This is a genomic window from Sporosarcina sp. GTC18466 (assembly GCF_055389225.1).
Map to the genome: position 1 here is coordinate 2,015,362 of NZ_AP044037.1, position 23,205 is coordinate 2,038,566.

Below are 23,205 nucleotides of genomic sequence, written 5' to 3' on the forward strand. Positions count from 1 at the left end.
GTAATAATAGTAATAGGGGCTGTGAATATGTGAATAACCGGGCTGAAGTCCCGAAGAAAAAGATATTCACATGTGCATAATGTGTGCGCAAAGCTGCGAAGAACAAAAAAAATTATCCACACTTATCCACGGCCGAGCAAGCTGCGCAATTCCTGGATATCTTGTTGCAGCGCATCGTCGTCCTTCAGCTGTTTCGTGATTTTCTCATGGGCATGGATGACAGTCGAATGATCTCGGCCGCCAAATTCGCTTCCGATTTTCGGCAGAGAGGAGTCCGTGAGTTCACGTGCCAGATACATCGCAATCTGTCGCGGAAAGGCAATCGCCCTCGTCCGTTTCTTCGCAGAAAAGTCCTCTAATTTGATGTTGTAATGATCTCCCACCGTCTTCTGGATATCGAGGATGGTGACCGTGCGGGGCCGTGAATTCGGAATGATATCTTTCAACGCTTCCGCAGCAAGATCTGTTGTAATGTCCATATTGACGAGCGATGAGTAGGCGACCACGCGGATCAATGCTCCTTCGAGCTCACGGATGTTCGTATCGATCTGGTTCGCTATGTACAGCATCACTTCATTCGAAATATCGACCAGTCCATCCGCTTTCGCTTTCTTCTGCAAAATGGCGATCCTTGTTTCAAGATCGGGCGGAGCGATATCAGTGATCAGGCCCCATTCAAACCTCGATCGCAGACGGTCCTCAAGCGTCGGGATCTCCTTTGGCGGACGGTCGCTAGAGATGATGATCTGCTTGGATTCTTCGTGCAGCGTATTGAAGGTATGGAAAAACTCCTCCTGCGTCTGTTCTTTTCCTGCGATGAACTGAATATCATCAATCAAAAGCACGTCTACATTGCGGTATTGATTCCGGAAATCACCGGCTTTGTTGTTCATGATCGAGTTGATGAATTCATTCGTAAATTTCTCCGACGACAGGTAGACGACCTTTGCTTCCGGATTTTGTTCTAGAATATAATGGCCGATTGCATGCATAAGGTGCGTCTTCCCTAGACCGACGCCCCCGTAGATGAACAGCGGATTATATGATTTTGCCGGTGCCTCAGCGACGGCAAGAGAGGCGGCATGGGCGAACCGGTTGCCCGATCCGATAACGAATGTATCAAATGTATATTTAGGATTCAGCATGACGGATGCTGAAGGTGTCTGCACTTTCTCCTGCTGTTTCACGACCGATTTGGGCACTTGGAAATCAGCTTCTTCCATCTCTTTAGGAACGACAAACTGGATGATCCGGTCTTCTCCGGTCAACTCAGACAGAATTCCTGTGATCAAGTGGACATAGTGCGTCTCCAGCCAATCTTTCGCAAATGAATTCGGAACGGCGATCGTCACATTCTCTTCCCCGTAGGACATGAGTTTTGTAGATTTGAGCCATGTTTCGTAACTTGGCCTCGAAATCTTTCCTTCTATTTTCGACAAAACTTCATTCCATAAATTCTCTAGCTGGTCCAATCTTGCGCCTCCTTTTCGTAGAAATTGACTCGGAACTATGTATTATACACGGATTTCACACTTGTGGATAACAAAAATCCAAAAGTGTTGAAAAAATTATCCACAACATATTAACAATTGTGGATAACCGGATTGTGAATTTATACTGTTAACAACAAAATCTTTTTCATTGTATCAAGTAATCAACCATATGACAAGGCTTTACATAAGTTATGAACAGTCCGGGCAGCTGTGGATTCCTCTTTTATCCACAGCCTTTTATATGTGAAAAATTTGTCGATAAGTGCTGTGAATAAAAAAAATCACGATTTTTGTTTTGCACAACTTGTCCTGAAGGTGATGGGGCGGGTATGTGGATAACAATCGGAGTACTCTAGCGGATGAAGATCGAGGGGATGGATGTATCGTTCTGGCGGATCTCCGAAAAGTGGTTGACTTTATCTGTCAAGCCCTTTATACTGTTCAAGACTGTCACGTAGAGTGAGGGATAATGCAGGAGGTGTCTTTATAATGAAAAGAACGTACCAACCAAATAAACGTAAACGTAGTAAAGTCCACGGTTTCCGTGCGCGGATGAGCTCGAAGAACGGACGTAGAGTTCTTGCTGCACGTCGCCGCAAAGGAAGAAAAGTACTTTCAGCTTAAGACCACTGCATGCAGTGGTCTTTTTTTTCACGTTAAAAACGGGGCTATCTAAATGCAGTTAAGGCAGCAAGCTGATATGGATGAAGGTTTTAATCGAAAACTGAATGGTCGGCCCCCTGCAAGGAGCATGATAAGTGGGGGAGACGGACCATTTGAAAAGCAGGTGAACCAATTGAACAAATATCAACGCATTAAAAAGAATGAAGAATTCCAGAAGGTGTTTAAGCGCGGCAAATCGTTTGCGAACCGGCAATTTGTCGTCTATGTAATGAAGAAAGAGGGACAAAGCGAGTTCCGGATCGGCCTGTCGGTCGGGAAAAAAATCGGTAACGCTGTCAAGCGCAATCAAATCAAACGATATATCCGGCAGGCATTTTTAGAGATTCAAGACGAGCTGAAACAGGACATGGACTATATCATCATCGCCAGACACCAGGCGGCCGCACTTGATTTTCATGAAACGAAGAAAAGCCTTCAGCATGTTCTCCGGATCGCCAAAGTACTTAGTAAGAAGTAGAACGGCAATCCGGTTCATGATAAACTGAAACCACTATAGAGAAGAATAGATTTGGGGGAGTCGATTTGAAAAAGAAAGCCGCTTTATTACTTATGCTGACGGCTTTGTCAGTATTCATGGCGGGATGTTCGGAGTTCAAGCAGCCGATCTACTCGACGAGTGAAGGGTTCTGGAACCGGTATATCGTCTGGCCGATCGTGTCGCTGATCGAGACGTTCCAGGAGCTGCTTGGCTCTTACGGGCTCGGCATCATCGCCGTGACGATCATTATCCGTCTGATCTTGCTGCCGCTGATGATCAAACAGGCGCAAAGCTCGAAGCGGATGCAGGAGGTCCAGCCGAAACTGGCCGGCCTGAAAGAGAAGTACAAATCGAAAGATGCGGTCACGCAGCAGAAATACCGGGAAGAGATGCAGCGGGTCATGTCCGAAGAGAAGATCAACCCGGCAGCAGGATGCATGCCGGTCATCATCCAGATGCCGATCATCATCGGGTTATATCATGCCATCAGCAGAATGAATGCGACACCTGAAATCGTGCTCGGGAAATTCCTTTGGTTCGAACTCGGTACGCCAAGCATTCCTTTAGCGATTCTGGCGGGACTCATGCAGTTTGTTGTACTCCGGACGGGACCTGCGATGGACAACCCGCAGATGAAAGTGATGATGTACATCATGCCTTTCATGATCATGTTTATCGGTTCTGTTTTGCCGGCAGCCCTCGCTCTTTATTGGGTGATCGGTAACGTCATTTCAATTATCCAGAACATCTTCATTTACAAACCATTCAAGAAAAAAGAAGTGGCACCTGTAAAAGTGGGAGGGAAACGGAAATGAAAAAGCTGACGCGCAAGGGAGCGACTGCGGAACTCGCAGTAGATGCGGCTTTGCGGGAACTCGGCGTACGCCGGGATGAGGTAGAAGTGGAAATCATCGATCCGGGGAAGAAAGGATTCCTTGGGTTCGGCGCGAAAGACGCGGAAGTTCTGGTCACTGTCAAAAAGCCGGCGGAACCGGCAGTAGAAAAAGCTGCAGACACACTTGTAGAAGAAGAGCTGAAGGAAGAAGCACGACCTGCAGAAGAGATCGTGCAGCCGGCAGCATCTGTTCTCAAGGAAGCAGAAGTGCCCGCGAAACAAGCAGAACCTGTTGCCAGGGTCCAAGCGGAAGAAACGGTGGAAGAGCTGGACAGCAAGGGAGTATCGGATGAGGCGGCCATCAAAGAGACTATCCGTTATTTGATGGATATCGCGGCCGGCATGGGCATCGATGATCTGGATGTCCAGTACGAAACTGACGGCAAGTACATTTCGCTCCAGCTTGAAAGCAGCAAGGCGGCATTCTTGATCGGCAAGAGAGGCCAGACTTTGAACGCATTGCAGCAGCTATGCCAGCTCGTGCTGAATAAATATGCAAATAACTTCAAGGTGATCCGGCTTGATGTCGGTGACTACCGCAAACGCCGCGAGCAGTCACTCGAGCAGCTTGCTGACCGGATGGCGGATCAGGCTATCCGGACAGGCCGCAAAGTCCAGCTCGAACCCATGCCGTCACATGAACGTAAAGTGATCCATAACGCGCTGTCGAACCGGTTCGATATCGAAACCTATTCGGAAGGCACGGACCCGAACCGCTACCTGGTCATCGAACCGGTACGGTAATAGTAGAGATAACAAAAGCCTGCAGGCGCTCCTGCAGGCTTTTTGCTTCTTATTCAGCTGTCAGAACATGAGCAGCAGTCCGCTGATGATGGGAACCGCAATCATGGCTGTTTTGAGAACAGGTTTCGGAACGATGCTCGTGAATTTGGCGCCGATATAGGCGCCGATCATCGTACCGATGAGGACTTGAAGCAGCAGCTTGCCGTCGAGAAGCCCGCCCGTCATATATCCGATGCCGCCCCCAATTGCAATCGGCACGATCACCAGCATCGTCGTACCGACCGATTGGCGCAGGTTCAGTCCGAGGAATACGAGCAGCCCCAGCTGGATGAATGGTGTGGATCCGATGCCAAAAGCGCCTGACAGCAGTCCGGTGACAATACCGAGCAAAGCGGTTTTCGCAATATAGGCATTGCGGCTTTGTAAGGCCGGCGCCTCTTTCTCCTGCTTCAGGAAAAAAAGACGGAACACGAGGAGTGCGGCTGAGAACAGGAGCATGCCGCCTGTAAAATAATGAAGTTCCTGCTCGGGGATGAACACGGCGAGCTGTGAGCCGATAAAGGCGCCGATCGCCCCGAACCCGCCGACTAGCAGGCCAGACCGGACGGCAATATTCCCTTCACGGTAATGGCTGAGAGCGCCGGAAAGTGTGGTGAAAGCCATCGCTGTCAGAGAAGTGGCGACCGCCACATGGATAGGCACTTTAAAGAGAAGCGTCAGGATCGCGATGATGAACCCCGCTCCGCCTGCCCCGATAAAACCTAAAATTGCTCCGAGAAGCAACATCATTAGAATGACCGTCATGAAACCAACCCCTTGGATTGTATAAACATACAAGAATGGATGCTTGAAAAGCAAGCAGCTCATGCAGAAAAAGATGATTGCAAAATCAGTATACCACCAGGAATGTGTTCCTCATTCCGATGTGCTTGCGGGTTGGATGGGCAGGCAAACAATATCCACAACTTTTCATTGTGTATACTAGGAGAAACGATCGTTTTATGATAATATATTACGTTAGATAGTCATGTCCAAACGGTTATCCACATGTGTATAACGAAGTCGGAGGGATGAAGAAATGCTTACAGATACAATTGCTGCGATTTCCACACCGATGGGTGAAGGGGCAATCGCCATCGTCCGGCTCAGTGGGGACGACGCTATCGAAGTGGCAAATCGAATTTTCAGGTCGCCTTCAGGTAAACAGCTGAAGGACGAACCATCACATACAATCCATTACGGCCATCTGATCGACCCGAAAACGGAGGAGATCATCGAGGAAGTAATGGTCTCCATCATGAGGGCGCCTAAGACATTCACGCGGGAAGATGTCGTGGAAGTGAACTGCCACGGCGGGCTCGTAGCGGTCAAACGCGTGCTGGGACTCATCCTGAGGGAAGGGGCGCGCCTGGCTGAACCCGGAGAGTTCTCAAAAAGAGCCTTCCTGAACGGCCGGATCGACCTGTCCCAGGCAGAAGCCGTCATGGATCTGATCCGCGCAAAAACGGACCGTGCGATGAATGTCGCGCTTGGCCAGATGGAAGGGAAGCTTTCCAGATTGATCGGCGATTTGCGGCAGGCATTGATCGAGACACTGGCCCAGGTCGAAGTGAATATTGACTATCCCGAGTATGACGACGTGGAAGAGATGACGATTCCGCTTATGCTCGAAAGATGTTCCTGGGTAGCGGATGAGATTGAAATGTTGCTGCGCACCTCTTCGCAAGGAAAAATTTTGAGGGAAGGCTTATCGACGGTTATCATCGGCCGCCCGAATGTCGGGAAATCATCGCTGCTCAACAGTCTTGTGCAGGAAAACAAAGCGATTGTCACTGACATCGCCGGCACAACGCGTGATATCATCGAGGAGTATGTCAACGTGCGGGGAGTGCCGCTGCGGCTTGTTGATACGGCTGGGATCCGGGAGACCGAGGACATCGTCGAACGGATCGGTGTGGAACGCTCACGCCAAGTACTCAAGGAAGCGGATCTCATTCTACTTGTGCTGAATAGTTCGGAACCGCTCACCGAGGAAGATGAACGGCTTTTCGAAGCGACAGACGGCATGGACCGCATCATCGTCATGAACAAGACGGATCTGCCTGCGCTGCTTGACCGGGAGCGCATCAGGCAGCTTGCGCCAAAAGCCAAGATGGTTGAGACCTCACTGCTCCAGGAAAAAGGGGTGGATGAGCTGGAAGAGGCCATTTCAACGCTCTTCTTTGAAGGCTCGCTTGAAGCAGGAGACCTGACATACGTATCAAACGCGAGGCATATCGCCTTGCTTGAGAAGGCGCATGCCACGGTGAAAGACGCAATTTCGGCGGCGGAAGCCCGTGTGCCTGTCGATATGATTCAGATCGATATCACCCGGACGTGGGAGATCCTCGGCGAAATCGTTGGTGACACGGTGCAGGACAGTCTGATTAACCAGCTCTTCTCGCAATTCTGCTTAGGAAAATAACATACAAGTGAAATCTAACTAATAGGAAGGATGAACGAACATGCCGACTTATGATGCAGGCACGTTCGATACTATAGTCATCGGAGCAGGGCATGCGGGAGTTGAAGCCGCGATGGCCTCTGCGAAGATGGGAGCATCGACATTAGTACTGACGATGAATTTAGATATGATCGCTTTCATGCCGTGCAATCCGTCGCTCGGCGGTCCCGCAAAAGGGATTGTCGTCCGGGAAATTGACGCACTCGGCGGCGCTATGGCGAAAGTGATTGATAAGACGCATATCCAGATGCGCATGCTGAATACCGGAAAAGGGCCCGCTGTCCGGGCACTTCGCGCGCAAGCCGATAAAGTGCTCTATCAGCAAGAGATGAAGAATACACTGGAAGAGCAGGACAACCTGTCGCTCCATCAAGGGGTTGTCGAAAAACTCCTTGTAGAAGACGATGAAGTGAAAGGCGTCATCACGCAAGTCGGCGCCGTATACCGTGCGAAGACAGTCATCGTGACGACAGGCACATTCCTTCGCGGAGAGGTCATCATCGGCGACTTGAAATACTCAAGCGGCCCGAATAATCAGATGCCTTCCATCGGCCTTGCGGATAACCTCAGGGAACTAGGGCTCGAGACGGTCCGATTCAAAACAGGAACCCCGCCTCGCGTGAACGGCAAGACAATCGACTACAGCAAGACGGAAATCCAGCCGGGTGATGAGGAGCCAAGGGCTTTCAGTTATGAAACAACCGACTTCATCCTGGATCAGCTCCCGTGCTGGCTCACGTATACAACGCCTGTGACGCATGAAATCATCAACGAGAATTTGCATCTGTCCCCGATGTATTCAGGGATGATCCAAGGGAAAGGGCCGCGCTATTGCCCATCCATCGAAGACAAAATCGTGCGCTTTGCGGATAAATCACGTCACCAGATCTTCCTCGAGCCGGAAGGAAGAAACACAAAGGAATATTATGTCCAAGGACTTTCAACGAGCCTGCCGGAACACGTACAGCGGAAATTGATCGAGAGTGTGCCGGGCCTTGAGAAAGCGGAAATGCTGCGCGCGGGCTACGCCATCGAATATGATGCAATCGTACCGACGCAGCTTTGGCCGACACTTGAAACAAAGAAAATCAAAAACCTTTACACAGCAGGCCAGATCAACGGCACATCAGGCTATGAAGAGGCGGCAGCACAAGGCATCATGGCAGGCATCAACGCAGCGCGCCGTGCGCTTGGCAAAGAGGAAGTTGTCTTGAGCCGTTCAGACGCGTATATCGGTGTCCTGATCGATGATCTTGTAACAAAAGGAACGAGTGAACCATATCGTCTCCTCACATCGCGCGCGGAATACCGTCTCTTGCTTCGCCATGACAATGCCGACCTGCGCCTGACGGAGATCGGTTATCAGCTGGGCATGATCAGTGAGGAACGCCATGAGAAGTTCCTTGTCAAAAAGCAACTGATTGACGAGGAAATCGAGCGACTCAGAAGCGTGACCATCAAACCTTCAGAAGAAGTTCAGGAAGTAATCCGCGCGGCAGGAGGCTCAGAATTGAAAGAGCCGATGAAAGCGGCTGATCTGCTGAAGCGTCCTGAAATGAAGTACAGCGACATTGCCCAAATCGTGCCGGCAACGATAGATCTTCCGGAAGATGTCGCCGAACAGGCGGAGATCTTCATCAAATACGAAGGGTATATCCAAAAGTCGATGCAGCAAGTGGAACGTATGAAGAAAATGGAGAATAAACGGATTCCGGACCATATCGATTACTTCGCGATATCTGGTCTTGCCAAAGAAGCGATGACCAACTTGACTGAAGTCCGGCCGCTTTCCATTGCGCAAGCATCCCGGATCTCCGGGGTCAACCCCGCCGACATCTCCATCCTGCTTGTCTATATCGAACAAGGTAAAATCGCAAAGATATCAGGCTAATTACTAAAACTGGTGCGGATTCAACACCGCACCAGTTTTTTTACAATATAGAAAAACAGACAACCTGAGGAGGATCATTGTGAACCAGGAACAATTTTTTGAAGCACTTAAAGAACAGGGAATCGAACTGAGCCAGGAGCAGATGGAACAGTTCGAGACATACTTTACACTGCTCGTTGAATGGAATGAGAAAATGAACTTGACGGCGATCACCGATGCACCATCCGTCTACTTGAAACATTTCTATGACTCTATTACGGCAGCATTCCACGTCAACTTGACTGGAAAGCATACTCTTTGTGATGTGGGGGCAGGGGCAGGTTTCCCAAGCATCCCGCTAAAAATCTGTTTCCCGGAGTTATCTGTCACAATTGTTGATTCCTTACAAAAGAGAATTACCTTTCTTCATGAGCTCGCTTCAGCTCTGAAACTGACGGATGTCCGGTTCATACACGCAAGGGCAGAGGAATTCGGACAAGCCCCTGCATACCGTGAAACATTCGACATCGTAACCGCGCGTGCTGTTGCCAGATTGTCGGTCCTTTCCGAGCTGTGCATTCCGCTCGTCAAAGAAGGCGGTCTTTTTCTTGCGATGAAAGGGGCAGCAGCAGAGGAAGAAATGAAGGATGCAAAAAAGGCGGTCGATGTGCTGGGGGCGAAGTTAGTCGATCAGTTCGATTTTATGTTACCGATTGAAGAAAGCGAAAGAAACATCTTTGTCTTTAACAAGGTCAAAAAGACACCAAAGAAATATCCTCGAAAACCAGGGGTTCCTAATAAAACACCTATTCAGTAAATTGTTTCACGTGGAACATCAGAAAGTGGAACACATTGACAACCGGACGAATCTACTCTTTCATAACCAGTAAAGAGGATATATAATAATAGTGTCGAACTATAATAGAGGAACGATTCATTTCACTGAGCTTGCGTAAAAAGGTGGTGCCAGGATGAAAAACACGTTCTCTCGTTTCTTTGGGGGTACAGAGAAAGAGCAGATTCTCCAAGAGAGCGAAGACATTCCACAAGAGAAAGTGGAACAAGTGAAAATAGATGAGATCCGCCCGAACAAGTATCAGCCGCGGACTATTTTTTCTGAAGAAAAAATCGAAGAACTGGCTAGGACAATCCATACACATGGGGTAATCCAGCCGATCGTCATTCGGAAAGCGGCAGAAGGCGGCTATGAAATTATAGCGGGTGAGCGGCGTTTCCGTGCGATGAAAAAGCTGGGGTGGATTGAAGTACCGGCTATCGTCAGAAACTTAGATGATAAAGAGACAGCATCAATTGCTTTGATTGAAAACTTGCAGCGTGAAGAGCTGACAGCAATCGAGGAAGCGTATGCCTATGATAAGTTATTGGAACTTCATTCCTTAACACAGGAAGCATTGGCTCAGCGGTTAGGGAAAGGCCAGTCGACCATTGCCAATAAACTGCGCCTGCTTAAATTGCCGGATGAGATCAAGCAGAAAATCCTTTCGAAGGAACTGTCTGAGCGTCATGCACGGGCACTCATTCCTTTAAAAGACAAGGAACTGCAAATGCAAGTGTTCCAGGAGGTTCTCGACCAGCAATTAAACGTGAAGCAGCTAGAGGAACGGATCCAGCAAATAATAAACCCGCAAGAGGAGACAAAGGAAAAGAAGAAACCGGCACCGAGACGCAAAGCAATCAGTAAAGACGTCCGGATCGCCGTCAATACAATCAGGCAATCTCTGTCCCTTGTTTCAAAAAGCGGTATCAATGTAAAGACAGAAGAAGAGGATTCAGAAGACTTTTATACGATCACCGTCAAGATTCCGAAAAGTAAATAGGCGTCCTTCACACTGCGAAAGGCTCTTGCTCGGATGAAGCAGGAGTTTTTTTGCGCGAACTGTTACCCTTTGGAACCTATTTTTTGATACACTAGATAAGAAACAGGATGGATAGTTACCTATGAATTTATGGTATTTGACATGCATGATGCTGTCATTTTTATGTTCTCAATACAGCAACAGGAGAAAGTAGGAAAGCAGGTGCAAGCGTGGGGAAAATAATAGCGATCGCCAATCAAAAGGGAGGCGTCGGCAAGACTACCACTTCCGTAAACTTAAGTGCCTGCCTTGCTCACATCGGCAAAAAAGTTCTTTTGATTGATACTGATCCGCAGGGCAATGCGACGAGTGGGGTAGGGGTCAATAAAGGGGATGTCCATCAATGCATTTATGATATGTTGATTGATGATGTGAACATCAAAGACGTCATACATCATACAAAAGTGGAGAACCTCGATGTCATCCCGGCAACGATTTCGCTGGCTGGTGCAGAAATTGAATTGGTCTCGACCATTTCAAGGGAAGTGCGGATGAAGCATTCGATACAAGAGGCGAAGGATTGGTATGACTACATTATCATTGATTGTCCGCCATCGCTTGGACTCTTGACGATCAATGCGCTGACAGCTGCCGATTCGATCATCATTCCGGTTCAGTGTGAGTATTACGCATTGGAAGGGCTTAGCCAATTACTAAGCACCATCCGTCTTGTGCAAAAGCATCTGAATGAGAACTTGGCGATCGATGGTGTGCTATTGACGATGTTTGATGCAAGGACAAATTTAGGCATTCAAGTCATTGAAGAAGTGAAGAAGTACTTCCAGGATAAAGTGTACGGCACAATCATTCCGCGGAATGTCAGGCTTAGTGAAGCGCCGAGCCATGGAGAACCGATTATCATCTACGATTCCCGGTCACGAGGGGCGGAAGTGTATTTAGAGCTTGCAAAGGAAGTGGTGCATAATGGCTAAAGGACTTGGTAAAGGGTTAAATGCCTTATTCCCGGATGAATCGCTGGCTGGTGCGGAAAAGATTGAACATATCCGCTTGAAAAGCATTAAGGTCAACCCATTTCAGCCAAGGAAATTGTTTGACGAGAGTGCAATACAGGAATTGAGCGACTCCATTAAGGAACATGGTGTACTGCAGCCGATCATCGTGCGGAAAGTGGGTTCCACTTTTGAAATCGTTGTCGGAGAAAGACGTTTCCGGGCAGCTCAGCTTGCAGGTCTCTTGGAAATTCCGGCGGTTGTCCGTAATCTGAGCGACCAGGAATCCATGGAAATGGCCATCCTGGAGAACTTGCAGCGAGAAGATTTGACGCCAATCGAGGAAGCGGAAGCATACCAGAAACTTATGGACAATCTCCATCTGACCCAGGAACAGCTTGCGTTCAGGCTTGGAAAGAGCAGGCCTCATATCGCGAATCATATTCGCCTCCTGACTCTGCCTGACAAGATCAGGTCATTAATCACGGAAGGGAAGCTTTCCATGGGGCATGGCCGGACACTTCTCGGTCTTCGGAAAAAAGAACAGATCACACCAGTTGCCGAACGGACAATGAAAGAAGGGTTGAATGTCCGGCAACTCGAAAAATTAGTACAAAAGTTAAATGAAGATGTTCCACGTGAAACAAAGAAGGAAAAGAAAGATGACATCTTCTTAAAAGAACAGGAAACTAACTTGCGCGAGTATTTCGGCACGAATGTCTCTATTAAGAAAACGAAAAACAAAGGTAAAATTGAGATCGAGTTTTTCACAGAAGAGGATTTGGAGAGAATACTTGAATTACTGAATGATTAAGTCCATACCTATTTTGCGCATACTGCAAAATAGGTATTCTTTTTAGAAAGGGACAAAGTCATCTTTGTCCCCCATGCAGATGGAAGAAGGGTATTTATGATTTTATTTGGCACGATTGTCGATGCGCTGCTTATACTTCTTGGCGCCTTCATCGGTAGATTTTTAAACAACATCCCAGAACGAATGAAAGAGACAGTCATGTATGGCATCGGCCTAGCCGTCATCGCAATTGGCATCCAGATGTCTTTTGAAAGCAAGCAAATCCTCATTGTCATCGCAAGTATTGTACTTGGGGCGGTCATTGGTGAATGGATGGACCTCGATGGGAAAATCAATCAGCTTGGAAAGTGGCTGGAGAAAAAAATGCCCTCCAAAAAGGAAGGGCAAAGCATATCTCAAGGCTTTGTGACGGCCACTCTCATTTTTGTCGTCGGATCCATGGCGATCATTGGCGCGATTGACAGCGGCCTGCGGAACGATCATGACGTATTGATCATGAAGGGGATCATCGATGGATTCACTGCTGTAATCCTCAGCTCAACACTTGGAATCGGGGTAGCGGTTTCTGCCGTTCCCGTCTTTCTTTACCAAGGACTGATCGCTCTGCTAGCGACGCAAATCAGCCTTTTCGTACCAGATGCAGTGATGGATTCGTTCATCGCTGAAATGACAGCGACAGGAGGTCTCATGATTGTCGGAATTGGCCTGAATCTCATCGGTGTGACGAAAATGAGAGTCGCCAATTTCATACCGGGAATAGCGATTGTCGGTATTATCGTGACCATCATGTATTTCTTACATTGAGTGTCTGCCATAGGCAAGCTGGAGCGCACGGGCAATCACTCGGCTCATTTCAAATGAAAGATGGAGCCGTGTGCTTTGCAGGACTGCCTGCTCCATGAAGCCGGCAACATTGACGACCCCTTTAATGGACACATTGCCGACAGGTGGAAGATCCTTGCCAACTGCTTTGCCCGGATGCAAGGGACCTTCCTGGAACAGGAGATGGCCAATCGCATCGCTTTTGCCTAAGCAAGCGTCAATCGCGACGATATATGGATCTTGCATATCGGCAAACGTCTTTTCGATATTTTTCTCAAGATTTAATGCGTGCAGAGGGTTTTCGAGTGTGCCAACGACAGGAAAAGGGAATAGCAGCGACTCACTTAAGTGTGAACCTGTCAATGGCCCGAGCGCATCACCAGTTGAGCGGTCCGTTCCAATACAATAAAAGACGAGGGATTTCTCATCGAAAGGAATATGATTCAGAAAAAAGGTGCTCAACTTCCAGACGATGCCCGTTTCTTTGTAATGGATTCGGTAATCAAAAGCAGAAGATAACGCTGTTGTCATTGGTAAACTTCCTCCCTATCGGTACTTAAGGCACCGGAAAATCAGTATACTCTTCAAATTTCTCATGAAATGATATTGTAGGCAGTATACGCGGAAGTCTTGCGTTTTATACAAAGGAAGGGGGCCACTACGATTGAAAGAAGAGTTTGAGGAGCAAGCAAAAGCGGCAAGTAAGCTGCAAGATTACTTTATGGATGAGGATCTATGGATTTCAATAGGGGGACATGTCTTAAAGGTACTATTCATCATACTGCTGGCTGTCATCGCTGTACGTGTCGGAAAGGTGATGATCCGCAGGCTATTTAAGATCAAGTTCAAACGGCTGCGCAAAGACAGCAGGCGGGAGGAGACGCTCTTAAAACTGCTGGAGAATGCACTTGCATATGTCGTGTATTTCTCTGCGATCATCGCCATCCTTTCTGAATTTTTCATTGACCTGAAAGGAGTGCTGGCGGGTGCCGGTGTTCTTGGGCTGGCCGTCGGTTTTGGCGCGCAGAACCTCGTGAAGGATGTCATCACAGGATTCTTCATCATCTTCGAGGATCAATTCTCTGTCGGAGATTATGTGAAAATCGGGAGTGCAGAAGGCGTTGTCGACGAGATCGGCTTGCGCACGACAAAGATTAAAGCATTCACGGGAGAGTTGAATATATTGCCGAATGGTTCCATCAGCCAGGTTGTGAACTATTCCGTGAAGAACTCCCTTGCGATCATTGACGTGACCATTCCGTTCGAGGCAGGGGTGGACAAGGTCGAAACGTACATCCGGGAATGCCTTGCAGACATGGAGAAAGAGGATGACAGCATGGTAGCCATGCCAAAGCTCGTTGGTCCGCAGAGCTTCACGGATGAGGCGATCGTCGAGCGAATCATAGCGGAAACCAAGCCGATGATGCAATTTGACGTCGCCCGGAAAATGAGTGTCGGCATTAAAAAATGTGTAAGCGACAAAGGCATTGACATCCAGTATCCGGAACTCATCACCAAGTCGCTGAATGGATGAGAGAACCAGAATCGAAAGGATTGAGCAGGGATGCAGGAGAAACAATATGGATTGAATGATGTCGTAGAGATGAAGAAACAGCACCCATGCGGCACAAATGCCTGGAAAATCATCCGGATGGGAGCGGACATCCGGATCAAATGTGAAGGCTGCGGACATAGCGTCATGCTGCCGCGCAATGAATTTGCCAAGAAGATGAAGAAAGTGATAACGAAGGCAGAAAATTGAAGAGAAAATAGACAGAACCAGCTCCAGTTCCTATAATGGAAGAGTTGGCTATGAATAATACGATGAATCATCGTGTAGATAGAAGAAAGGTTGTGGAAAGTATGGCATTGACAGCTGGAATCGTCGGTTTGCCAAACGTCGGGAAATCGACGCTGTTCAACGCAATAACAAAGGCGGGTGCGGAAGCTGCAAACTACCCGTTCTGTACGATCGACCCGAATGTCGGTATCGTAGAAGTGCCGGATGAGCGCTTGCAAAAGCTGACGGAGATGGTGACGCCAAAGAAGACGGTGCCGACCGCTTTTGAATTCACGGATATTGCGGGAATCGTTGAAGGCGCAAGCAAAGGGGAAGGACTTGGGAACAAATTCCTTTCCCATATTCGCGAAGTGGATGCAATCTGCCAGGTCGTCCGTTGTTTTGCAGATGAGAACATTACGCACGTATCAGGAAAAGTGGATCCGATCGATGATATTGGCATCATCAACCTGGAATTGATCCTCGCTGACATGGAAAGCGTGGACAAGCGTCTTGTCCGTGTGTCAAAGATGGCGAAGCAGAAAGACAAGGAAGCGATGGCGGAAGAACCGATCCTTTTGAAGCTGAAAGAGGCGTTCGAGAATGAAAAGCCGGCACGGTCGGTTGAACTCACGCCGGAAGAATACCAGGTCATCAAAGGCATGCATTTACTGACAATCAAACCGATGCTGTACGTAGCAAATGTCTCTGAAGACGAAATCGCCGATGCGGATAACAATGAGTATGTCAAAGCGGTCCGCGATTTTGCGAAAGAGGACAATGCGGAAGTCATCGTCGTTTGCGCGAAAATCGAGGAAGAGATGGCGGAACTCGATGACGAAGAGAAAGCCATGTTCCTTGAAGAGCTGGGCATCAAAGAATCCGGTCTTGACCAGCTGATCAAAGCAGCGTATCACTTGCTGGGTCTCGCTACATACTTCACGGCAGGCGTCCAGGAAGTGCGCGCGTGGACATTCCGGAAAGGGATGAAAGCGCCGCAATGTGCGGGCGTCATCCATACAGATTTCGAGCGCGGCTTCATCCGTGCAGAGACCGTATCGTACGACGACCTCGTCGCGGCAGGCTCCATGGCAGCTGCGAAAGAAGCAGGAAAAGTGCGCCTGGAAGGCAAGGAATACATCGTCCAGGACGGCGATGTCATGCTGTTCCGGTTTAACGTATAAAAAAGGAAGCGCAAGGGGAGTGAACATCACACTCCCTTTGCGCTTTTTTACTCGTCGCCTGCCGGCAGGCGTTCCGGTTTATATAAGTAGAGTGTAGGACTTTGCGGATCATCTTTGACAAGCCAGTCATTCGGCAACTTTTTCAGGTCTTTATACATCGCAAAATCGCCGGCTGCTCCGCCGATTAAGAATGCTGCCAGCAACAGCAGCAGATGGCTGTCATAATACAAACCGCAAAGGGCAGGGACAATGCCTGTCATCCAAAAAGGAAGCAACAGCGCCTTGCGGATTGCCCGGTTCGTCATCGGCTGGTCTGTCGTTGCATAGGCGATTCCCATCTTCAGATTCACCCCGACCACCATCCGCCGCCACGGCACCTTCCCGAACAGCCAGAACCCGAACAGATGGAAGAACTCATGCAGGACGATCAGCACCGCGTAGCCAGCGATGAACAGGACAACCCCCCATATGGATAGATGGATTGCGCCAGTTCGATCCAGCAGCAGACGCAGAGTGAACTGGACCGCAATCAGCAGCACTAGGCTGACGACGGACCAGACAAGCCCCGACTTCCCGACCTTTTTCATATCCAGTTCAATCACATGATCCGGCATCCGCTCCGTGTTCAATCTCATCACCTCTTCATCCGAGTATAGCAGATAGGAGAAAAGGGACGCCTGATCGCAGGCTATTATGGAATGTCTATGTTTACAGTTGAAAAAAAGAACAAGCCATGATAGAATATGATGATGTGAGTAATCAAAAGTTACTTACTCCTTGCCCTTTGCAAAGCCAAGGGGCCAAAGTCCATAAGGAGGTGACAGAACGATGAGAAAGTATGAAATCATGTACATCATCCGTCCAACAGTGGAAGATGACGCGAAAAAAGCTCTAATCGAGCGTTTCGACGGAATCCTCACTTCAAACGGAGCAGAAATCATCGAGTCGAAAGAATGGGGCAAGCGCCGTCTTGCTTATGAAATCGAAGACCACCGCGAAGGGTACTACCAGCTCGTAACAGCGAACGCAGGTACCGAAGCGATCAACGAATTCAACCGTCTTGCGAACATCAATGAAGACATTATCCGTCATATGGCTGTTCGTCTTGACAACTGATCCAAACTTACAATGTAGCGCTCTTGCAAAAGAGGCTTGACTAATGAGGGAGGTTGCATTCTGATGATTAACCGTGTCGTTTTAGTTGGCCGGCTGACAAAAGATCCTGAGCTCAAGTATACACAAAGCGGTATAGCGGTCGTCCGTTTCACACTAGCTGTGAATCGGCAGTTCACGAACCAGCAGGGGGAGCGGGAAGCCGACTTCATCAACTGCGTTGCTTGGCGGAAACAGGCCGAGAACATCGCGAACTTCCTGCGTAAGGGAAGTCTTGCCGGAGTGGATGGCCGGATTCAGACAAGCAGTTTCGATGGACAAGACGGCAAGCGTGTCTTCATGACGGAAGTCGTGGCGGACAGCGTGCAGTTCCTTGAACCGCGAAATGCGAGCGCGAATACGGAGAGGTCCGGAGCTGGGTATGGCGCACCACAGAACGATCAGCCTTATTATCAGAATCAGCAGCCGAACCAACAACAGCAGTACCAGTCATACAACCAAAACAACTATACACGCACTGACGACGATCCGTTCTCGCCAGGCGGCGGCCCGATCGAAGTATCGGACGACGACCTGCCGTTCTGATCATAACAGTGCGCAATGAAAAGGAGGGAAAGCGATATGGCACCACGCCGTGGAGGCCGCAGACGCCGGAAAGTCTGCTATTTCACTTCAAACAACATCACACATATCGACTATAAAGACACAGATCTTTTGAAAAAGTTCATCTCTGAACGCGGAAAGATCTTGCCTCGTCGTGTGACAGGTACAAGCGCGAAGTACCAGCGTAAACTTACGACTGCTATCAAGCGTTCACGTATCATGGCACTTCTTCCATTCGTAGCGGAAGAAAGATAATATAGCTCAACTAACAATGGACCGCCTTATGGAACCGGGGAACCGGGTGCAAAAGGCGGTCTTTTGCCATCTTTTAAATGACTGCAAGCTTGCCGGCCTTTGGAGAATCGGCTGTACTCATGATACAATCGGTATAGCTATAAGTTCGTTAGAACCGATTTCACCGGAGCCAATCCGGAAGGGACGGAACCGGAGGAGTTAGAGATGCAAGACAATGCAAGGAAACTGACATATGGAGCTGTGATGATTGCGATCTTCGCCGCGCTTCTTGCTGTAACGGCGTACATTCCGCTGATCGGGCTCGTGACCTTCTTCTTTTTGCCGATTCCAATCATCCTGTACACACTCCGCTACGACCTTGGGGCATCCATCCTAGTGGCGGTGGCAGGCGTGCTGCTGTCATTGCTCGTCGGAGGGATATACCTTGTGCCATATGCGCTGCTGTTTGCAGCTGTCGGGCTATTGATGGGGGAAATGATTGTCCGGGGGAAGACCAAACTATACGTCTTTATGGGGACGGGCATTTTTCTCATTGTACTTGGGATGCTCGTTTACCTGGCAGCGGTCTACTTCTTCCAGATCAATTTCGTCGATCAGCTGCTTTTGCAATTCGATGAGATGCAGCGAGCCCTGCTTGATGCGGCGCCTGCGAGTGAATCCCTGGCTGCGAACTACAAGGAATTGATCTTATCGGCATTTGCATTATACCGGGCGGCGATTCCGATGTTTTTCATCGGCGGATCATTCGTATTCGCCTATCTGCTCGTCGTGCTGAATTTCCCTGTTCTTCGGAAGCTTGGGAACGACGTGCCGAAATTCGGTCCGCTTCGCGACATGAAGCTGCCGGTCATTATCGTATTCGTCTATGGCATCTTTCTTCTCTATTCACTTTTAGGGAACATTGACGAAAGTTCAGGAATGTACGTACTATATATCAACGCGACAATTGTGCTGAGGTTCCTGTTCTTTTTGCAGGGGATTGCTCTGATCCTTTATTTCATGCACAAGGTACAGTCGCCAAAAATCGTGACGGCACTTGTCACCCTCGTCGGTTTCTTCCTATTTCCGATGACCGTCTTGCTTGGCATCTTTGATAGTGCGACGCAAGTTCGGACGTGGATTGACAAAGACAAGACGAGATAAGGGGGATGAGACAATGAATTCTTTTTTCAGGAAACGGGCAATCCGCTATCCGCTCGCTGCCCTCTCTCTTCTTGGGGTGACGGCAGCTGTCTTCCTGTTCCTCTACAATTTCTGGATCGGCCTCATGTTTACGGCCTTGACGCTCGTGGCGCTCGCTGCGGCTTGGAAGTTGGAAGATCAGACGTATCTCGAGACCGAGAAGCATATCGAGTCGCTGTCCTACAGGATGAAGAAGGTCGGAGAGGAAGCACTGCTCGAATTGCCGATCGGCATCATCTTGCTTAATGATAAGCAGACGATCGAGTGGGCAAACCCGTATGCCATGAAGATATTCAAGCAAGATGCATTGGTTGGCGAACATGTCATTGATCTGTCAGATGAGTTCCATCCAATCATTACGAATGAAACGGCGGAAAACGGAATCATCCATCTCGATGATGCTTCTTATGACGTCGTCTTCAAAGCGGAGGAAAAGCTCCTTTATCTGTTTGATGTGACAGGACAGATTGAAATGGAGACGCTGTATTACGAGGATCGTACGGTGCTTGGCATCCTGCTAGTCGACAATTACGATGAACTGGCCCAGACGATGGATGACCAGACAAGGAGTCAGCTGAACTCTCTTGTCACCTCCATCATCAACAACTGGGCGAATGAGAACGGCATCTTCGTAAAACGGGTCGCCTCCGACCGGTTCCTGGCCGTTTTCAATGAAGCGGCTCTCGCCGGTCTTGAGAAGACGAAGTTCTCCATCCTGGATGACATCAGGGAGAGGACGGCGAAGCAAAGCACGGGAATGACGCTCAGCATCGGCGTCGGAACTGGCTCCGCCTCCTTGCCCGAGCTTGGCGAGCTGGCCCAGTCGAGCCTTGACCTCGTCCTTGGCCGCGGAGGCGACCAGGTCGCGATCAAGCGGGCTGACGGCAAGCTGAAGTTCTACGGAGGCAAGACAAATCCTGTAGAGAAACGGACCCGGGTACGGGCTCGCGTCATCTCCCATGCACTCCGAGATTTGATTCAAGGGAGCGACAAAGTGTTTGTCATGGGCCATAAGATGCCGGATATGGATGCGATCGGCGCATCGATCGGCGTCCGGAAGATGGCGCGCATGAACAATATTGAGGGCTATGTCGTCTATAAGCCGGAAGAACTTGACGGCAGTGTCACGCGGCTGATGTCGGAGATCGGGCAGGACGGGGAGTTGTATAATCATTTCATCGAGCCGGAAGAAGCCCTCTCGATGATGACGGACCGCTCGCTTGTCGTGGTGGTCGATACACACAAACCGAGCTTGGTGATTGATGAACGGGTCGTGCAGAAGGCGGAAAAGATCGTGGTGATCGACCATCACCGAAGAGGCGAGGAGTTCATCAACAATACGACACTCGTCTATATGGAACCGTATGCGTCCTCGACCGCGGAACTGGTGACAGAGCTGATTGAATACCAGCCAAAGAATGAAAAACTGACGATGCTGGAAGCGACAGCGATGCTTGCGGGCATTGTAGTCGATACGAAGAGCTTTACGCTGCGCACAGGATCCCGGACGTTCGAGGCGGCTTCCTACCTGCGGACTAACGGGGCGGATACGGTGCTCGTTCAGCGGCTGCTGAAGGAAGACATCGATACGTATATCCAGCGGGCGAAACTTATCGAGACGGTTGACCTGTCAAGGGAAGGCATTGCCATTGCAAAAGGAGAGGACGGCCTGACTTATGGCTCCGTCCTGATTGCACAAACTGCAGATATCCTGCTGACGATGAAGGATGTTGTAGCCTCATTCGTCATCGCCTCCCGGGCGGATGGCCGTATCGGCATCAGCGCAAGATCGTTAGGAGAAGTGAATGTCCAGCTCATCATGGAAGAACTGGGGGGCGGAGGACATCTGACAAACGCCGCCTGCCAGCTCGATGTGGAAACCATCGAAGAGGCGGAACAGCTGCTTAGGCAGGCGATAGAGAAGATAGTGGAAAGGGGAAATCCAGAATGAAAGTAATCTTTTTGAAAGACGTCAAAGGCAAAGGCAAAAAAGGTGATGTCAAAGAAGTCTCCGTAGGATACGCACAGAACTTCCTGTTGAAAAACAAACTTGCTGTAGAAGCGACGCCGGCAGCGATGAGCCAGCTGGCCGGACAGCAGAAACGCGCGGAAAAAGACGCGGCAGCGGAACTTGCTGCCGCAAAAGATCTGAAAGAACGGATCGACAATATCACCGTTGAACTTAAAGCAAAATCCGGTGAGGGCGGCCGCTTGTTCGGCTCCATCACGTCCAAGCAGATCGCGGATGCGCTCGAGAAAAAAGAGAAACTGAAAGTGGACAAACGCAAAATGGAACTGCCGGATGCAATCCGTGCGCTCGGCTATACGAACGTGCCTATCAAATTGCATCCTGAAGTGACAGCGACGCTTAAAGTCCACGTGACAGAAGAGTAAGGAGAGGGCACGTACAATGGATCGGATGATCGAACGTGTGCCTCCCCATAACAATGAAGCGGAGCAGTCAGTCATCGGTGCGATTTTCCTGGATCCACAGGCGTTGATCACCGCATCTGAGATTTTGCTGCCGGATGATTTCTACCGTACCGCTCACCAGAAGATCTTTTTGACCATGCTGACGCTCAGTGACAAAGGACAAGCGATCGACGTTGTCACTGTCACGGAAGAGCTGTCGGCGAAGAAGGAACTGGAAGACGTCGGCGGCATTTCGTATCTGACGGAAATCGCGAACGCGGTGCCGACTTCTGCGAACATCGTGTATTATGCGAAAATCGTCGAGGAGAAGGCACTGCTCCGCAGGCTGATCCATGTCGCCACGACAATCGTGGAAGACGGCTTCTCGCGGGAGGACGAAGTAGAGACCGTCCTTGCGGAAGCAGAGAAGAAAATGATGGAAGTGTCCAACCGGAAAAATTCGGGGGACTTCAAACATATCAAAGATGTACTCGTTGAAACATATGACAATATCGAACTGCTCCATACGCGTAAAGGTGAAGTGACGGGCGTATCGACAGGGTTCCGCGATCTTGATAAGATGACAGCCGGCTTCCAGCCAAACGATCTCATCATCGTCGCGGCCCGTCCGTCCGTCGGTAAGACCGCTTTTGCACTGAACGTCGCACAAAACGTCGCGACCAAGTCCGGCGTCAATGTGGCCATATTCAGCCTCGAGATGGGGGCGGAGCAGCTCGTCATGCGGATGCTGTGCGCAGAAGGGAACATCGATGCACAAGTGCTCCGGACCGGAAACCTCGAAGCGGAGGATTGGCGGAAACTGACGATGGCGATGGGCAGCCTTTCAAATGCTGGTATCTTCATCGATGACTCACCGGGGATCCGTATTAACGAGATCCGCTCCAAATGCCGGCGCTTGCAGCAGGAGCAGGGGCTTGGCATGATCATGATCGACTACTTGCAGCTCATCATGGGCAGCGGACGGTCAGGTGAAAACCGGCAGCAGGAAGTATCCGAGATCTCCCGGTCGCTCAAAGGGCTCGCCCGTGAGCTGAAGATCCCCGTCATCGCGCTCTCCCAGCTGTCCCGTGGCGTCGAGCAGCGGCAGGATAAGCGGCCGATGATGTCCGACTTGCGTGAATCAGGAAGTATCGAGCAGGATGCCGATATCGTCTCCTTCCTCTACCGGGAAGATTATTATGATAAAGAGACGGAAAACCAGAACATGATCGAGATCATCATTGCAAAGCAGCGGAACGGCCCGACCGGTACAGTGACGCTCGCTTTCGCAAAAGAGTACAATAAATTCCTGAATATCGACTGGAGCCAGCATCAGGCGGCCCCAGCGTTCTCATAAAAGCAGCGGAGGGCCAAAAGGCATCCTCCGCTGCTTTTATGTCTTCCTATGTATGTACCTAATATTTCCTATTACCTAAGAAAAATTGGCTGCAATAATACAAAAACATTACAACGGCTTGCAAACTAACAAGAGTGAGTGGAGATATGTTACAGTGAAGTGGTGTGAAAATAGAGGATTCGTTCAAAG

General features: G+C 49.5%; 25 protein-coding genes. 21 read left to right on the top strand and 4 right to left on the bottom strand.

Annotated elements, in window-relative coordinates; genetic code table 11:
• Positions 1 to 122: 122 nt before the first annotated feature.
• Positions 123 to 1,472: a chromosomal replication initiator protein DnaA gene (dnaA, locus tag ACZ5FK_RS09780; RefSeq protein WP_464804717.1), complete on the bottom strand. Its 1,350-nt coding sequence runs from the start codon at positions 1,470 to 1,472 to the stop codon at positions 123 to 125.
• A gap of 510 nt (positions 1,473 to 1,982) precedes the next feature.
• Here dnaA and rpmH point away from each other — a divergent pair.
• From rpmH to jag, 4 genes are all read left to right on the top strand, one after another.
• Complete coding sequence (rpmH, locus tag ACZ5FK_RS09785; protein WP_251639995.1) at positions 1,983 to 2,117, top strand: 50S ribosomal protein L34; 135 nt, start codon at positions 1,983 to 1,985, stop codon at positions 2,115 to 2,117.
• Positions 2,118 to 2,289: 172 nt separating this feature from the next.
• Entirely contained in the window at positions 2,290 to 2,634 is a 345-nt protein-coding gene (gene rnpA / locus ACZ5FK_RS09790) for a ribonuclease P protein component (RefSeq protein ID WP_464804718.1), read from the top strand.
• A 65-nt stretch (positions 2,635 to 2,699) separates the two neighbouring features.
• Positions 2,700 to 3,470, top strand: a complete 771-nt coding sequence (gene yidC, locus ACZ5FK_RS09795; RefSeq protein WP_464804719.1) for a membrane protein insertase YidC — start codon at positions 2,700 to 2,702, stop codon at positions 3,468 to 3,470.
• A complete protein-coding gene (gene jag / locus ACZ5FK_RS09800; protein ID WP_464804720.1) occupies positions 3,467 to 4,294 on the top strand; it encodes an RNA-binding cell elongation regulator Jag/EloR in 828 nt (275 codons plus the stop codon). Before yidC ends, jag begins: the two co-directional genes overlap by 4 nt.
• 60 nt (positions 4,295 to 4,354) lie before the next feature.
• Here jag and ACZ5FK_RS09805 read toward each other — a convergent pair whose 3' ends face one another.
• On the bottom strand, positions 4,355 to 5,098 hold the full coding sequence (locus tag ACZ5FK_RS09805; protein ID WP_464804721.1) for a sulfite exporter TauE/SafE family protein: 744 nt from the start codon (positions 5,096 to 5,098) through the stop codon (positions 4,355 to 4,357).
• Positions 5,099 to 5,372: 274 nt separating this feature from the next.
• Here ACZ5FK_RS09805 and mnmE point away from each other — a divergent pair, with 274 nt between their 5' ends.
• The 7 genes from mnmE (at position 5,373) to ACZ5FK_RS09840 (ending at position 13,112) form a co-directional block, all read left to right on the top strand.
• The gene (gene mnmE, locus ACZ5FK_RS09810; RefSeq protein WP_464804722.1) at positions 5,373 to 6,758 is read left to right on the top strand and encodes a tRNA uridine-5-carboxymethylaminomethyl(34) synthesis GTPase MnmE; all 1,386 of its coding nucleotides are present in this window, start codon (positions 5,373 to 5,375) and stop codon (positions 6,756 to 6,758) included.
• Between the two features lie 40 nt (positions 6,759 to 6,798).
• Positions 6,799 to 8,688, top strand: coding sequence for a tRNA uridine-5-carboxymethylaminomethyl(34) synthesis enzyme MnmG (gene mnmG, locus ACZ5FK_RS09815; protein ID WP_464804723.1), 1,890 nt, complete (start codon positions 6,799 to 6,801; stop codon positions 8,686 to 8,688).
• Positions 8,689 to 8,767: 79 nt separating this feature from the next.
• Positions 8,768 to 9,484, top strand: a complete 717-nt coding sequence (rsmG, locus tag ACZ5FK_RS09820; protein WP_464804724.1) for a 16S rRNA (guanine(527)-N(7))-methyltransferase RsmG — start codon at positions 8,768 to 8,770, stop codon at positions 9,482 to 9,484.
• A gap of 154 nt (positions 9,485 to 9,638) precedes the next feature.
• Positions 9,639 to 10,505: a nucleoid occlusion protein gene (gene noc, locus ACZ5FK_RS09825; protein WP_464804725.1), complete on the top strand. Its 867-nt coding sequence runs from the start codon at positions 9,639 to 9,641 to the stop codon at positions 10,503 to 10,505.
• A gap of 209 nt (positions 10,506 to 10,714) precedes the next feature.
• Positions 10,715 to 11,476 carry a ParA family protein gene (locus ACZ5FK_RS09830; RefSeq protein WP_464804726.1) on the top strand — a complete coding sequence of 254 codons (762 nt, stop codon included), beginning with the start codon at positions 10,715 to 10,717 and terminating at the stop codon, positions 11,474 to 11,476.
• Positions 11,469 to 12,308 carry a ParB/RepB/Spo0J family partition protein gene (locus ACZ5FK_RS09835; RefSeq protein ID WP_464804727.1) on the top strand — a complete coding sequence of 280 codons (840 nt, stop codon included), beginning with the start codon at positions 11,469 to 11,471 and terminating at the stop codon, positions 12,306 to 12,308. Before ACZ5FK_RS09830 ends, ACZ5FK_RS09835 begins: the two co-directional genes overlap by 8 nt.
• Positions 12,309 to 12,404: 96 nt before the next feature.
• Complete coding sequence (locus tag ACZ5FK_RS09840; protein ID WP_464804728.1) at positions 12,405 to 13,112, top strand: DUF554 domain-containing protein; 708 nt, start codon at positions 12,405 to 12,407, stop codon at positions 13,110 to 13,112.
• Here ACZ5FK_RS09840 and yyaC read toward each other — a convergent pair.
• Positions 13,104 to 13,661: a spore protease YyaC gene (yyaC, locus tag ACZ5FK_RS09845; RefSeq protein ID WP_464804729.1), complete on the bottom strand. Its 558-nt coding sequence runs from the start codon at positions 13,659 to 13,661 to the stop codon at positions 13,104 to 13,106. The two genes, ACZ5FK_RS09840 and yyaC, sit on opposite strands and share 9 nt — an antisense overlap.
• A gap of 133 nt (positions 13,662 to 13,794) precedes the next feature.
• On the opposite strand from yyaC, the gene ACZ5FK_RS09850 reads away from it, so the two are divergent.
• The 3 genes from ACZ5FK_RS09850 to ychF all read left to right on the top strand — a co-directional run bounded on the left by ACZ5FK_RS09850 (position 13,795) and on the right by ychF (position 16,094).
• A complete protein-coding gene (locus ACZ5FK_RS09850) occupies positions 13,795 to 14,664 on the top strand; it encodes a mechanosensitive ion channel family protein (RefSeq protein ID WP_464804730.1) in 870 nt (289 codons plus the stop codon).
• A 30-nt stretch (positions 14,665 to 14,694) separates the two neighbouring features.
• Complete coding sequence (locus ACZ5FK_RS09855; protein WP_464804731.1) at positions 14,695 to 14,892, top strand: DUF951 domain-containing protein; 198 nt, start codon at positions 14,695 to 14,697, stop codon at positions 14,890 to 14,892.
• A gap of 101 nt (positions 14,893 to 14,993) precedes the next feature.
• Positions 14,994 to 16,094: a redox-regulated ATPase YchF gene (gene ychF / locus ACZ5FK_RS09860; RefSeq protein WP_464804732.1), complete on the top strand. Its 1,101-nt coding sequence runs from the start codon at positions 14,994 to 14,996 to the stop codon at positions 16,092 to 16,094.
• Positions 16,095 to 16,141: 47 nt separating this feature from the next.
• On the opposite strand, the gene ACZ5FK_RS09865 is transcribed toward ychF, so the two are convergent.
• Positions 16,142 to 16,729 (bottom strand): DUF3267 domain-containing protein, encoded by a 588-nt coding sequence (locus ACZ5FK_RS09865; RefSeq protein WP_464804733.1) that lies wholly within the window; start codon positions 16,727 to 16,729, stop codon positions 16,142 to 16,144.
• A 193-nt stretch (positions 16,730 to 16,922) separates the two neighbouring features.
• Between ACZ5FK_RS09865 and rpsF the strand changes: the two genes are divergently transcribed.
• The 7 genes from rpsF (at position 16,923) to dnaB (ending at position 23,016) form a co-directional block, all read left to right on the top strand.
• A complete protein-coding gene (rpsF, locus tag ACZ5FK_RS09870) occupies positions 16,923 to 17,210 on the top strand; it encodes a 30S ribosomal protein S6 (RefSeq protein WP_464804734.1) in 288 nt (95 codons plus the stop codon).
• 63 nt (positions 17,211 to 17,273) lie between these two features.
• Positions 17,274 to 17,792 carry a single-stranded DNA-binding protein gene (gene ssb, locus ACZ5FK_RS09875; protein WP_464804735.1) on the top strand — a complete coding sequence of 173 codons (519 nt, stop codon included), beginning with the start codon at positions 17,274 to 17,276 and terminating at the stop codon, positions 17,790 to 17,792.
• 36 nt (positions 17,793 to 17,828) lie between these two features.
• On the top strand, positions 17,829 to 18,065 hold the full coding sequence (rpsR, locus tag ACZ5FK_RS09880; protein ID WP_464804736.1) for a 30S ribosomal protein S18: 237 nt from the start codon (positions 17,829 to 17,831) through the stop codon (positions 18,063 to 18,065).
• Positions 18,066 to 18,269: 204 nt separating this feature from the next.
• Positions 18,270 to 19,208 carry a YybS family protein gene (locus ACZ5FK_RS09885; protein WP_464804737.1) on the top strand — a complete coding sequence of 313 codons (939 nt, stop codon included), beginning with the start codon at positions 18,270 to 18,272 and terminating at the stop codon, positions 19,206 to 19,208.
• A 13-nt stretch (positions 19,209 to 19,221) separates the two neighbouring features.
• Positions 19,222 to 21,198 carry a DHH family phosphoesterase gene (locus ACZ5FK_RS09890; RefSeq protein ID WP_464804738.1) on the top strand — a complete coding sequence of 659 codons (1,977 nt, stop codon included), beginning with the start codon at positions 19,222 to 19,224 and terminating at the stop codon, positions 21,196 to 21,198.
• Positions 21,195 to 21,641 (top strand): 50S ribosomal protein L9, encoded by a 447-nt coding sequence (gene rplI / locus ACZ5FK_RS09895; protein WP_464804739.1) that lies wholly within the window; start codon positions 21,195 to 21,197, stop codon positions 21,639 to 21,641. Before ACZ5FK_RS09890 ends, rplI begins: the two co-directional genes overlap by 4 nt.
• 16 nt (positions 21,642 to 21,657) lie before the next feature.
• A complete protein-coding gene (gene dnaB / locus ACZ5FK_RS09900; protein WP_464804740.1) occupies positions 21,658 to 23,016 on the top strand; it encodes a replicative DNA helicase in 1,359 nt (452 codons plus the stop codon).
• Positions 23,017 to 23,205 lie beyond the last annotated feature (189 nt).

Excerpts from the sequence above, each read along its gene's own strand:
- rpmH (WP_251639995.1), top strand. The coding sequence starts at position 1,983 with ATGAAAAGAACGTACCAACCAAATAAACGTAAACGTAGTAAAGTCCAC.
- jag (WP_464804720.1), top strand. The coding sequence starts at position 3,467 with ATGAAAAAGCTGACGCGCAAGGGAGCGACTGCGGAACTCGCAGTAGAT.
- ACZ5FK_RS09805 (WP_464804721.1), bottom strand. The coding sequence starts at position 5,098 with ATGACGGTCATTCTAATGATGTTGCTTCTCGGAGCAATTTTAGGTTTT.
- mnmE (WP_464804722.1), top strand. The coding sequence starts at position 5,373 with ATGCTTACAGATACAATTGCTGCGATTTCCACACCGATGGGTGAAGGG.
- mnmG (WP_464804723.1), top strand. The coding sequence starts at position 6,799 with ATGCCGACTTATGATGCAGGCACGTTCGATACTATAGTCATCGGAGCA.
- noc (WP_464804725.1), top strand. The coding sequence starts at position 9,639 with ATGAAAAACACGTTCTCTCGTTTCTTTGGGGGTACAGAGAAAGAGCAG.
- ACZ5FK_RS09835 (WP_464804727.1), top strand. The coding sequence starts at position 11,469 with ATGGCTAAAGGACTTGGTAAAGGGTTAAATGCCTTATTCCCGGATGAA.
- ACZ5FK_RS09840 (WP_464804728.1), top strand. The coding sequence starts at position 12,405 with ATGATTTTATTTGGCACGATTGTCGATGCGCTGCTTATACTTCTTGGC.
- yyaC (WP_464804729.1), bottom strand. The coding sequence starts at position 13,661 with ATGACAACAGCGTTATCTTCTGCTTTTGATTACCGAATCCATTACAAA.
- ACZ5FK_RS09855 (WP_464804731.1), top strand. The coding sequence starts at position 14,695 with ATGCAGGAGAAACAATATGGATTGAATGATGTCGTAGAGATGAAGAAA.
- ychF (WP_464804732.1), top strand. The coding sequence starts at position 14,994 with ATGGCATTGACAGCTGGAATCGTCGGTTTGCCAAACGTCGGGAAATCG.
- ACZ5FK_RS09865 (WP_464804733.1), bottom strand. The coding sequence starts at position 16,729 with ATGAGATTGAACACGGAGCGGATGCCGGATCATGTGATTGAACTGGAT.
- rpsF (WP_464804734.1), top strand. The coding sequence starts at position 16,923 with ATGAGAAAGTATGAAATCATGTACATCATCCGTCCAACAGTGGAAGAT.
- ssb (WP_464804735.1), top strand. The coding sequence starts at position 17,274 with ATGATTAACCGTGTCGTTTTAGTTGGCCGGCTGACAAAAGATCCTGAG.
- rpsR (WP_464804736.1), top strand. The coding sequence starts at position 17,829 with ATGGCACCACGCCGTGGAGGCCGCAGACGCCGGAAAGTCTGCTATTTC.
- ACZ5FK_RS09885 (WP_464804737.1), top strand. The coding sequence starts at position 18,270 with ATGCAAGACAATGCAAGGAAACTGACATATGGAGCTGTGATGATTGCG.
- ACZ5FK_RS09890 (WP_464804738.1), top strand. The coding sequence starts at position 19,222 with ATGAATTCTTTTTTCAGGAAACGGGCAATCCGCTATCCGCTCGCTGCC.
- rplI (WP_464804739.1), top strand. The coding sequence starts at position 21,195 with ATGAAAGTAATCTTTTTGAAAGACGTCAAAGGCAAAGGCAAAAAAGGT.
- dnaB (WP_464804740.1), top strand. The coding sequence starts at position 21,658 with ATGGATCGGATGATCGAACGTGTGCCTCCCCATAACAATGAAGCGGAG.